12 protein-coding genes are annotated in these 11,798 nt (G+C 53.2%); all 12 read right to left on the bottom strand.

The window, feature by feature from the left end; translation table 11 throughout:
• Nucleotides 1-63: 63 nt before the first annotated feature.
• The gene (gene ptsG / locus HV127_RS18885) at nucleotides 64-1,497 is read right to left on the bottom strand and encodes a PTS glucose transporter subunit IIBC (RefSeq protein WP_182237890.1); all 1,434 of its coding nucleotides are present in this window, start codon (nucleotides 1,495-1,497) and stop codon (nucleotides 64-66) included.
• Nucleotides 1,498-1,796: 299 nt separating this feature from the next.
• Nucleotides 1,797-2,591 carry a metal-dependent hydrolase gene (locus tag HV127_RS18880; RefSeq protein WP_182237888.1) on the bottom strand — a complete coding sequence of 265 codons (795 nt, stop codon included), beginning with the start codon at nucleotides 2,589-2,591 and terminating at the stop codon, nucleotides 1,797-1,799.
• Between the two features lie 10 nt (nucleotides 2,592-2,601).
• Nucleotides 2,602-3,606: a DNA polymerase III subunit delta' gene (gene holB / locus HV127_RS18875; RefSeq protein ID WP_182237886.1), complete on the bottom strand. Its 1,005-nt coding sequence runs from the start codon at nucleotides 3,604-3,606 to the stop codon at nucleotides 2,602-2,604.
• Nucleotides 3,603-4,244, bottom strand: coding sequence for a dTMP kinase (gene tmk / locus HV127_RS18870; RefSeq protein ID WP_182237884.1), 642 nt, complete (start codon nucleotides 4,242-4,244; stop codon nucleotides 3,603-3,605). The genes holB and tmk overlap by 4 nt, the downstream gene beginning before the upstream one ends.
• Nucleotides 4,234-5,256, bottom strand: coding sequence for a cell division protein YceG (yceG, locus tag HV127_RS18865; protein ID WP_182237882.1), 1,023 nt, complete (start codon nucleotides 5,254-5,256; stop codon nucleotides 4,234-4,236). The genes tmk and yceG overlap by 11 nt, the downstream gene beginning before the upstream one ends.
• Before the next feature lie 2 nt (nucleotides 5,257-5,258).
• Nucleotides 5,259-6,068 carry an aminodeoxychorismate lyase gene (gene pabC, locus HV127_RS18860; protein ID WP_182237880.1) on the bottom strand — a complete coding sequence of 270 codons (810 nt, stop codon included), beginning with the start codon at nucleotides 6,066-6,068 and terminating at the stop codon, nucleotides 5,259-5,261.
• A 143-nt stretch (nucleotides 6,069-6,211) separates the two neighbouring features.
• Nucleotides 6,212-7,453: a beta-ketoacyl-ACP synthase II gene (fabF, locus tag HV127_RS18855; protein WP_110277122.1), complete on the bottom strand. Its 1,242-nt coding sequence runs from the start codon at nucleotides 7,451-7,453 to the stop codon at nucleotides 6,212-6,214.
• An 89-nt stretch (nucleotides 7,454-7,542) separates the two neighbouring features.
• Entirely contained in the window at nucleotides 7,543-7,779 is a 237-nt protein-coding gene (gene acpP, locus HV127_RS18850) for an acyl carrier protein (protein WP_000103754.1), read from the bottom strand.
• A gap of 210 nt (nucleotides 7,780-7,989) precedes the next feature.
• Entirely contained in the window at nucleotides 7,990-8,724 is a 735-nt protein-coding gene (gene fabG, locus HV127_RS18845; RefSeq protein ID WP_004131399.1) for a 3-oxoacyl-ACP reductase FabG, read from the bottom strand.
• A gap of 12 nt (nucleotides 8,725-8,736) precedes the next feature.
• The gene (gene fabD / locus HV127_RS18840; RefSeq protein WP_182237878.1) at nucleotides 8,737-9,666 is read right to left on the bottom strand and encodes an ACP S-malonyltransferase; all 930 of its coding nucleotides are present in this window, start codon (nucleotides 9,664-9,666) and stop codon (nucleotides 8,737-8,739) included.
• 15 nt (nucleotides 9,667-9,681) lie between these two features.
• Nucleotides 9,682-10,635 carry a beta-ketoacyl-ACP synthase III gene (locus tag HV127_RS18835; protein ID WP_112216823.1) on the bottom strand — a complete coding sequence of 318 codons (954 nt, stop codon included), beginning with the start codon at nucleotides 10,633-10,635 and terminating at the stop codon, nucleotides 9,682-9,684.
• A gap of 53 nt (nucleotides 10,636-10,688) precedes the next feature.
• Nucleotides 10,689-11,786, bottom strand: a complete 1,098-nt coding sequence (gene plsX, locus HV127_RS18830; RefSeq protein ID WP_182237876.1) for a phosphate acyltransferase PlsX — start codon at nucleotides 11,784-11,786, stop codon at nucleotides 10,689-10,691.
• Nucleotides 11,787-11,798: the final 12 nt, after the last annotated feature.

The raw sequence follows: 11,798 nt of genomic DNA, 5'->3' as shown, positions 1-11,798 counted from the left end.
TTTTTTACGTTATCCATTAAAAAAGGCAGCCATTTGGCTGCCTTAGTCTCCCCACATCACAACTTAGTTGCTACGGATGTACTCATCCATTTCAGTTTTCAGGTTATCGGATTTGGTACCGAAGATTGCCTGAACACCTGAACCTGCAACAACAACGCCAGCAGCGCCCAGTTTTTTCAGGCCAGCCTGATCAACTTTCGCTACATCCGCCACGCTAACGCGCAGACGGGTGATACATGCGTCGAGGTTAGTAATGTTTTCTTTACCGCCGAAGGCTGCAATCAGGGCCGGAGCCATTTCGCTGGTCGCGCCAACTTTGCTGTCTTCAGTTGAATCTTCACGACCCGGCGTTTTCAGGTCCAGCGCTTTGATCAACACGCGGAATACCACGTAGTAAATAATCGCGTAGCAAATACCGACTATCGGGAACAGCCACAGTTTGCTGCTGTTACCGGACAGAACGATAAAGTCGATCAGACCGTGAGAGAACGAAGTACCGTCACGCATACCCAGCAGGATACAGATTGGGAATGCCAGGCCTGCCAGAATCGCGTGGATGATGTACAGGATCGGTGCAACGAACATGAAGGAGAACTCGATCGGCTCGGTGATACCGGTCAGGAACGAGGTCAACGCTGCGGAGATCATGATACCGCCCACTTTCGCGCGGTTTTCCGGTTTAGCAGAGTGCCAGATAGCGATGGCAGCAGCCGGCAGACCGTACATTTTGAACAGGAAGCCGCCGGACAGTTTGCCCGCAGTCGGGTCGCCAGCCATGTAACGAGGGATGTCGCCGTGGAACACCTGACCTGCCGCATTGGTGTATTCACCAATTTGCATCTGGAATGGAACGTTCCAGATGTGGTGCAGACCAAACGGCACCAGGCAGCGCTCGATGAAGCCGTAGATACCAAACGCGACAACCGGGTTCTGATAAGCAGCCCACTGAGAGAACGTCTGGATAGCAGTACCGATCGGCGGCCAAATGAAGGAGAGCACGATGCCCATAAAGATCGCGGTCAGACCAGAAATGATCGGCACGAAACGTTTACCGGCGAAGAAGCCCAGATACTCAGGCAGCTTAATACGGTAGAAGCGATTAAACATGTACGCCGCGATCGCGCCCGCAATAATACCGCCCAGTACGCCGGTATCTGCAAGGTGTTTAGCCGCAATCTCTTCAGCAGGTAAATGCAGAACCAGAGGCGCTACCACCGCCATGGTTTTCACCATGATGCCGTAAGCGACAACCGATGCCAGCGCAGATACGCCATCGTTATTGGTGAAGCCTAGCGCAACACCGATAGCGAAAATCAGCGGCATATTGGCGAAGACCGAACCGCCCGCTTCTGCCATAACATGTGAAACGACTTCTGGCAGCCAGCTGAAGTTTGCGGAACCGACGCCCAGCAGGATACCTGCGATAGGCAGTACGGATACCGGTAGCATCAGCGATTTACCGACCTTCTGCAGGTTAGCAAATGCATTCTTAAACATAATTGAGAGTGCTCCTGAGTATTTGGTGCTTTTTTTTACGTTTTCACGCATTGGCCCGGGGGGAGAACCGCGCCGTGGACAGGACGTCTAAGCGTCCTTTATTTATTACACAGAGTAAAATAATTAGCGGAATGATTGTTTGACGGCTATCACGTTTCAATCAGCCTTCAGGTAAAAACTTACACTGTTTTACATAACACGTGTCTGAATGTTGCCAAAAAAGCTTCACCGCCCCATTTGTGGCGGTGAACTTTACTCGCTTTGAGTATTAATTACGAGCCTTAAAATAATAAGGAAGATCAGGCAGGTTGTAGCCGGGCGGGGTCAATATGAAAAAGCGTTGCAAAGTTTTCCGTGGTCCGTTGCGCCAGCGTATCCAGCGAGACACCTTTCAGAACCGCCATGTACTCAGCAACGTCACGAACCATCGCCGGTTGGTTCTCTTTACCACGGTGCGGTACCGGCGCCAGATACGGCGAATCGGTCTCCACCAACAGGCGGTCGAGAGGCACATAACGCGCGGCATCGCGCAGCTGTTCTGCATTGCGGAACGTCACAATACCGGAAAACGAGATATAGAACCCCATGTCCAGCAGCTTACCCGCTGTCTCTCTATCCTCAGTGAAACAGTGTAGTACGCCACCGCAATCCGTCACTTTTTCTTCGCGTAAAATTGCCAGCGTATCGGCGCGGGCATCACGAGTATGCACAATAACCGGCTTGTTAAGTTCCCGCCCGATACGAATATGATCGCGGAACGACGTCTGTTGACGTGTTTTGGTTTCTGGCGTGTAGAAATAATCCAGCCCGGTTTCACCCATCGCCACTACCCCCTCTTCCGCCGCTAGTTTGCGCAGCTCCTCGACGTCGTACTCTTCATCCTGATTTAACGGATGCACGCCACAGGAGAAAGCAACGCTGCCACTCTGTCCCACCAGCTCGCGCATACTGCGATACCCTGGTAGCGTCGTGGCAACCGCAAGGCAAAACTTCACATCGCGCGCGGCGGCTTTTGCCAGCACATCGTCCACATTTTTATGCAGCGTTTGATAATCCAGGCCATCAAGGTGGCAATGGGAGTCGACTAAAAACATGATGTCTCTCTCAGAGATGGGATACGGGAAGTACCGCCCCCGGTTGCAGGTAATGTTCCCAGCGCAGAAGGCGCTCGGTTAGCAGTAGTTCGCGGTTAACACCAACAACGTTTAATAGCTGCTCGCGGCAGAAGCTCACGTCGCGCGCTATCGCTTGTAAACGTGCGGCAGGGAGCATCTGGGCCAGTTGATTTACCAGCGTCCAGACGTCCGGGTTACTGACAAGCGTAATCCCCTGCTGTCTTTTTTGCGCATCAACCAGCAGCGATGCCAGCCAATGCAGGCGAACTGCGGCCTGTTCGTGATTTAAAATGGGTAGCAGCGTCAGCCAGTCACCCTGAGTTAAAACGTTTGCCAGCGCCTGACAAAGCTGTTGGCGCGCAGTCCAGTGCGCATCCTGGAGCAGCTCCAGAGCTGCCGCTGGCGCATTCGCACTAAGACGCAGAGCAGCAAGCAATGCATCTTGTGACATTGTCACTTCACGCTCTAACCACGCCAGCGCGTACGATTCCGGAGGCGGTGTGAGGTGATGTAAACGGCATCGACTGCGCAACGTCGCCAGCAAACGCGCGGGTTCCTGGCAAGCGAGGAAGAACCAGGTATTCTCCGGCGGTTCCTCCAGCGTTTTCAGCAACGCGTTGGCCGCCGCGTCAGTTAGCATGGCGGCATCACCGATCCATATCACCTTCGCGCCGCCCAGCCGGGCGTGTTCATAGAGCTTTTCGTTGACGTCGCGCACGGCATCAATACCGAGCGAACTCTTCCCCTTTTCAGGAGTCAACGCATAATAATCAGGATGAGTGCCCGCCTGCATCAACTGACAGCTGCGGCAATGGCCACAGCTTTTATGCCCTTCCGGTTGCCGGCACATCAGGAAGCGACACAGCGCATAAATCAACGCATCGCTCCCCATGCCCGGCAATGCCTGGACCAGTAGCGCATGGTGACCCCGTCCTGCCTGGTAGCTGGAAACTAGCTGTTCGAAAGACGGGCGTAACCACGGATACCATTTCATGCGCGCAGCTCCGCCACCCATTGGCTCACTACCGCACGAATATCACGTTCCACAGCTTCCAGCGGCTGCGTGGCGTCCACGGTGCGAATGCTGGGGTCAAGTGCGGCCAGCTCAAGGTAGCGTGCGCGGGTACGGTTGAAGAAATCCAGGGATTCCTGTTCGATACGATCAAGATCACCACGAGCGCGAGCGCGCTTGAGTCCCACCGCAGGCGTCACATCAAGATAAAGGGTCAAGTTGGGACGAAAATCGCCCAGCACCGCATCACGTAAGGTTGCCAGCATGGTTTGATCGATACCACGACCACCGCCCTGATAGGCCTGAGTAGAGAGATCATGACGATCGCCGATCACCCACTGACCGCGAGCCAGCGCCGGTTTAATCACTGTTTCAACCAACTGCACGCGAGCCGCATAAAACATCAGCACTTCGGCTTTGTCATTGATAACTTCATCGCCGGTTGACTGAATATCCAGAACCAGGCTGCGCAGCTTCTCGGCCAGAATGGTGCCGCCCGGCTCGCGGGTGAACACCATATCGCTAACGCCCAGCTGTTTTAGCGTCTCTACCACCAGATTACGTGCGGTGGTCTTCCCTGCGCCTTCCAGGCCCTCGATGACGATATAGTTACTGCGCATTTTTTTCCTTTAGTACTTTCAGATAATCCTGCACCGAACGGTTGTGGCTGGTCAGATTGGTATTGAACGTATGACCCCCTTTTCCGTCGGCGACAAAATAGAGATACGGCGTTTTTGCCGGATGGGCAGCGGCATTCAGAGAAGCCTCTCCCGGTGCGGCGATAGGCCCTGGCGGCATGCCGTTAATGACATAAGTATTGTAAGCCGTTGGGGTTTCCAGGTCTTTACGCGTTAACTTGCCATTATAACTCTCACCCATCCCATAAATCACGGTCGGATCGGTTTGCAGACGCATGCCAATACGCAAGCGATTGATAAAGACCGATGCCACGCGATCGCGCTCTTCAGACACCGCCGTCTCTTTTTCAATAATGGAGGCCATTGTCAGCAGTTGGTTCTGATCTTTATACGGCAGATTATCCATCCGCCCTTCCCAGGCTTTCTCAACAGCAGCAACCATTTTCTGATGCGCTCGCTTAAGGATCGCCACATCGCTGGTATTGGCGGTATACATCCAGGTATCCGGCCAGAACCAACCCTCCACCCAGTCCGCATGCTCCAGATCAAGGGCCTTCGCGACGGTTTCATAGCTGTCATCCGCCAGCGTATGTTTCACATAAGGCGCATCGCGAAGCTGTCGCAGATAGTCGCTTACCCGCATACCTTCGACAAAGCGCAGCGGAAACTGGGCTTCTTTCCCACTGGCCAAAAGTTGCAGCATCTCACGTACCGTCATACCTGGCGTGAAACGATATGTCCCGGCTTTAAAGTGGGAGAGCTCAGGTTCAATACGCAGCAACCACTGGAACACCCGTGGCCGGTTAATGACTTTATCACCGTAAAGCTGTTGGCCCAGCGCGATGCGCCCGGTGCCCGTTTCAAGAGTAAAGATGGTCTCTTCTTTAATGAGTAACTTGCTATCCGCCAATTGGCGAACTTTCCACATGCCGACGCCCGCAGCAATGCCCAGCACCACTACCAGCAACAGGATGAAACGTAACATTTTCTTCATGACTAATCAGACAGCTCACACAATGGGGCTAAAAAATGGTAAAGCTCGCGCGCGGACCAACATGTGTCGTCCCAACGGCGAACCGGCACCAGCGGCATTAATGCGTTACAGATAAGCACTTCGTCGGCTTCGTGTAGCGCATCGGGGCGCGTAGTCACTTCGACAACGCGAAACGGCGATGGTGCCAGCGTTGCGAGAATGTGCTGGCGCATAATACCGTTTACTCCCGCCTGATCGAGGCGCGGGGTAAAAACATCAAATCCTTTACGCCAGAATACGTTCGCGGCACAGCATTCCGTAAGCCACCCTTCACTGTCAAGAACCAGTGCTTCATCAGCGTCCGTCTGCTCAAGATGAGAGCGGATCAGTACCTGCTCCAGGCGATTAAGGTGTTTTAGTCCGGCAAGAGAAGGATTACGTCCCAGCCGCATGGGACTTAGCGACACAGAAACCCCTTCTTCTCGCCAGCGGGCATAATGGGCAGGATATGGCGACACGCTAAGAATTCGGGTAGGGTTTGTGCAGCCCACAGTGCTGTATCCACGCCCGCCGGCGCCACGAGTGATCATCACCTTCAGAACCCCCTCCTGACACGGCTGCGCCAGACGTTGCATCTCCTCGGCTAATACTTTCCAGTCGCTAAAGGTAATAAAGAGTCTTTCACAGGTGGTTTGCAGGCGCGCCAGATGAGCAGGCAGATATTGTACACGGCCCCCAATTATTCGAGCTGTCGTAAAACAACCATCACCGAACTGCACGCCGCGATCGTTGACCGCAAGCGTTTCACTTTCAGTGCCATTTATCAAAAACATAAAGGACTCCTTATCGCTGGTCGGTCAGTGTCGCAGGAGGAAAGATACGGTACAAGCGGAGAAAACCGAATAAAAAAGGCCCGACAAGCGGGCCAATTTTTGATGGGCATTAACGGCATAACTAATGTTGCGCCAGGCGCGCATCAGACCTTTTTAAAGATCAGCGAACCATTTGTACCACCGAAGCCGAAGGAGTTACACAAGGTATACTCCATACCGCTAACCTGGCGTGCTTCGTGCGGGACGAAGTCGAGGTCGCAACCATCATCCGGGTTATCCAGATTGATAGTTGGCGGAACAGCTTGATCGCGCAGCGCCAGGATAGAGTAGATAGACTCTACTGCACCCGCGGCACCGAGCAAGTGGCCGGTCATTGATTTAGTCGAGCTGACCATTACGCGGCCGGCGGCATCACCGAAGACAGACTTAACGGCCTGCGCTTCCGCTTTATCGCCAGCAGGCGTTGAGGTACCGTGCGCGTTGACGTAGCCAATCTGGCCTGCATCGATACCCGCATCACGGATAGCGTTAACCATCGCCAGTGCCGCTCCAGCGCCATCTTCCGGCGGCGAAGTCATATGGTAGGCATCGCTGCTCATACCAAAGCCGACGATTTCAGCGTAGATTTTCGCACCGCGTTTTTTGGCATGTTCGTACTCTTCCAGCACGACCATTCCCGCGCCATCACCCAGCACAAAACCATCACGCTCTTTGTCCCACGGACGGCTTGCCGCCTGAGGGCTGTCATTACGAGTGGAGAGCGCACGTGCTGCACCAAACCCACCAACGCCCAGTGGGGTACTGGCTTTTTCTGCACCACCGGCAACCATTGCGTCAGCATCGCCGTAGGCGATAATGCGCGCGGCTTGACCAATGTTGTGTACGCCCGAAGTGCAAGCGGTCGCGATGGAAATACTCGGTCCACGCAGACCAAACATGATGGTCAAATGTCCGGCCACCATGTTAACAATTGTGGAAGGAACAAAGAATGGGCTGATCTTACGCGGTCCGCCTTTTACCAGCGAACTGTGGTTTTCTTCGATCAAGCCAAGTCCGCCAATACCAGAACCAATAGCGGCACCGATGCGGGTAGCATTCTCTTCCGTCACTTCAAGGCCAGAATCCTGCATGGCCTGAATGCCAGCGACAATTCCATATTGAATGAATGCGTCCATCTTGCGCTGTTCTTTGCGCGAGATGAAATCATCACAGTTAAAATCCTTTACTAAGCCAGCAAATTTCGTTGCATAGGCGCTAGTATCGAAATGGTCGATCAGGCTGATGCCACTCTGACCGGCAAGGAGAGCTTTCCAGGTAGACTCTACGGTATTGCCGACAGGAGACAACATGCCCAGTCCGGTCACAACTACACGACGCTTAGACACGGTTGTCCTCCAGGGAGGGAAAATAGATTCTTGTGGGACAAAATGTAGATAAAACTCAGGCGGTCGAATGACCGCCTGGAGATGTTCACTTACGCCTGGTGACCGTTGATGTAATCAATGGCAGCCTGAACAGTAGTGATTTTCTCAGCTTCTTCGTCCGGAATCTCAGTATCAAACTCTTCTTCCAGAGCCATTACCAGCTCAACGGTGTCAAGAGAATCAGCGCCCAGGTCTTCAACGAAGGAAGCATTGTTGGTAACTTCTTCCTGCTTAACGCCCAGCTGTTCGCCGATAATTTTCTTAACGCGTTCTTCGATAGTGCTCATACTCTTAAATTTCCTATCAAAACTCGCTTTCGCGATGGTTTTCGTAGTGTATAAAATGTTGAAAAATTTGCAACTAAATCCCGGCAGGTCTTACCACGATTTTACGCTATTTTGCGGCTTTTTGCCCTCATAACGCAAATCATTTTGCACAAAACATTACTGTGAATCGCACGGACTGCGCGGTTCCTGAGCGTTTTGCACAAATCTCGGTCAGACCATATACATCCCGCCGTTGACGTGCAAAGTTTCACCGGTGATGTAACTCGCTTCGTCAGAAGCTAAAAATGCAACCGCACTGGCGATTTCATTTGGAGAGCCGAGGCGCCCCGCAGGAACTGCTGCCAGAGTACCCGCACGCTGCTCATCGGTCAGCGCACGTGTCATGTCCGTTTCAATAAAGCCCGGAGCAACAACGTTTACAGTAATACCGCGTGACGCAACTTCGCGAGCCAGTGATTTACTGAAGCCAATCAGACCCGCTTTCGCCGCAGCGTAGTTGGCCTGACCTGCATTTCCCATGGTACCAACCACAGAACCGATAGTGATAATACGTCCATGACGCTTTTTCATCATAGCGCGCATTACCGCTTTTGACAGACGGAAAACAGATGACAGGTTGGTTTCGATAATATCGTTCCACTCATCATCTTTCATGCGCATTAACAGGTTATCACGAGTAATCCCGGCATTGTTCACCAGGATATCAACTTCACCAAATTCTGCGCGAATATTTCCCAGAACAGATTCGATAGATGCCGGATCGGTCACATTCAACAGCAGACCTTTGCCATTGGCACCTAAATAATCGCTGATCGCCTGCGCACCGCTTTCGCTGGTTGCAGTACCGATAACTTTCGCGCCACGGGCAACGAGCGTTTCAGCAATTGCGCGGCCAATCCCGCGACTTGCACCGGTAACCAGCGCGATTTTTCCTTCAAAACTCATGGTTTTCCTCTTTTATTGCTCAAGCGCCGCAGACATGGCCGCCGGCTCGTTAAGCGCGGAGGCGGTCAGGGTGTCAACAATACGTTTAGTCAGGCCAGTGAGGACTTTACCTGGGCCCACTTCATACAGATGCTCAACGCCCTGTGACGCCATAAACTCAACGGTTTTGGTCCACTGAACCGGGCTATACAGCTGGCGGATCAATGCATCACGGATAGCATCAGGTGTAGTTTCACACTTCACGTCAACATTGTTCACAACCTGAACAGTCGGCGCGTTAAAGGTGATTTTTTGTAATTCAACGGCCAATTTTTCAGCAGCAGGCTTCATCAATGCACAGTGGGACGGCACGCTGACCGGCAGCGGCAACGCACGTTTGGCGCCCGCAGCTTTACACGCTGCGCCAGCGCGCTCTACGGCTTCTTTGTTACCGGCAATAACAACCTGTCCCGGCGAATTAAAGTTTACCGGAGAAACCACCTGACCTTCAGCAGACTCTTCACAGGCTTTCGCAATTGATGCATCGTCAAGACCAATGATAGCTGACATTGCGCCGGTACCTTCTGGTACGGCTTCCTGCATGAATTTGCCACGCATCTCAACCAGACGCACCGCATCGGCAAAATCGATAACGCCCGCACAGACCAGTGCAGAATACTCACCCAGGCTATGACCCGCCAACAGCGCCGGTGCTTGACCGCCCTGCTGCTGCCAGACGCGATACAACGCGACGGATGCTGTCAGCAGCGCCGGTTGTGTCTGCCAGGTTTTGTTCAGTTCTTCCGCAGGGCCTTGCTGTACAAGCGCCCACAGATCGTAACCCAACGCCGCAGAGGCTTCACGGAATGTCTCTTCGACTACCGGGTAAGCGGCTGCCATATCGGACAGCATCCCGACGGTCTGAGAGCCCTGTCCCGGGAACACAAAAGCAAATTGCGTCATGTTTAAATCCTTATACTAAAAACGAACCAGCGCGGAACCCCAGGTGAAACCACCACCAAAGGCTTCCAGCAGAATGAGCTGACCACGCTGTATGCGGCCATCGCGAACGGCCTCATCCAGCGCGCAAGGAACAGAGGCTGCTGAAGTATTACCATGTCTGTCGAGAGTAACCACCACGTTATCCATCGACATCCCCAGCTTTTTCGCCGTGGCGCTGATAATACGCAGGTTGGCCTGATGCGGCACCAGCCAATCCAGCGCAGAACGCTCGAGGTTATTCGCCGCCAGGGTCTCATCAACGATATGCGCCAGTTCGGTCACGGCAACTTTAAAGACTTCGTTGCCCGCCATCGTCAGATAAATTGAGTTGTCAGGATCAACGCGATCGGCATTCGGCAGCGTCAGCAGTTCACCGTAGCTACCATCCGCATGCAGATGCGTAGAGATAATACCCGGTTCTTCAGAAGCGCCCAGCACAACCGCACCAGCGCCATCGCCAAAGATGATGATGGTTCCACGATCGGTCGGATCGCAGGTTCGCGCCAGCACATCCGCACCAATGACCAGCGCGTAATCAACCGCACCGTTTTTAACGTATTGATCGGCGACGCTCAGCGCGTAGGTGAAACCCGCACATGCAGCAGCAACGTCAAACGCCGGACAACCTTTAATGCCCAGCATCGATTGAACCTGGCAAGCAGAACTTGGAAATGCATGGGTACCGGAGGTGGTCGCAACAATAATCAGACCAATTTGTTCCGGCTTAACGCCCGCCATGTCCAGTGCATTCTTAGCGGCTGCAAAGCCCATCGTAGCAACTGTTTCATTCGGTGCGGCAATACGACGCTCACGGATACCTGTACGAGTGACAATCCACTCGTCAGACGTATCTACCATGTTTTCTAATTCAGCGTTCGTACGCACGTGCTCAGGCAGATAACTGCCGGTACCAACAATCTTCGTATACATGTACGCTCAGTCACTCTTGGGTAATATACCTGGGTTACTCAAACTACCGGGCATCAGTCGTTACCAGTTATCCCAGTCTGAGAACCGGAACTCCCGCTTCTGCCGCCCTCAGGCAGTTCGAAACCTGTAGGGTATAAAGATTCCAGGCGAGCGGCAATCCGCTGAGGGATCTGCCGCTGCACCGCCTGCACTGCCTGCTCTATCGCTACGCTAAAGGCGCGCTGATTGGCAGCACCGTGACTTTTAATCACGGAACCGCGCAATCCTAACAGACAGGCGCCATTATACTGGTCGGGGTTGAGGTGACTGAATCGCCTCGACAGGCTTTTTTGTAACCAACGCTTTAATAAAAGCAGCCACCACGACCTTTTTTTCCCCTCTCCCTGTGATTTCAACAGTGAAAGGAACATTCTGACAACACCTTCCATCGTTTTTAATGTGACGTTGCCCGTGAATCCATCACAAACCAAAACATCCGTCTTACCCGTCAACAATTCGTTGGCTTCCAGATAGCCAATATAGTTGAGGGTTGGCAAGGTTTTCAAAACCGCCGCCGCATCGCGAATACTGCTGAGACCTTTCATCTCTTCTTCGCCAATGTTCAGTAATGCAACTCGGGGATTTTGAATACCGATAACCTCTTCGGCTAAAACTGCCCCCATCACCGCAAACTGCACCAGCATCGTACTATCGCAATCTACGTTAGCGCCTAAATCCAGCACCACCGTTTTGCCCTTCTGCTGATGCGGCAACATCGTTACCAGCGCAGGACGCTCAATCCCTTCGATGGGTTTGAGCAACAGTTTCGCCAGCCCCATCAGCGCCCCGGTATTGCCCGCGCTAACGCAGGCCTGCGCCCGCCCTTCTTTCACTAACTCCAGCGCCACGCGCATTGAGCTACCGCGACTGGCGCGGATCGCTTGTGCGGGTCGCGCATCACTGGCAATAACTGACTGCGCAGGAATCACCTGCAGACGTGAACGTTGTTCAAAATCAGCTTTGGCTAGTAATGGCGTGATAGTGTCGGGATCGCCGACTAAAAGAAGTGTGAGTTGTGAATTAGAGTTCAGTGCCTGCAATGCTGCAGGCACCGTCACGGAGGGTCCGAAATCTCCCCCCATGACATCTAACGCCAGGGTTAGATGTGTCAAGATATCGTCGCT

The sequence above is a fragment of the Klebsiella sp. RHBSTW-00215 genome, assembly GCF_014103785.1.
Lineage (GTDB): Bacteria > Pseudomonadota > Gammaproteobacteria > Enterobacterales > Enterobacteriaceae > Klebsiella.
This window is presented reverse-complemented; position numbering and strand designations above follow the sequence as displayed.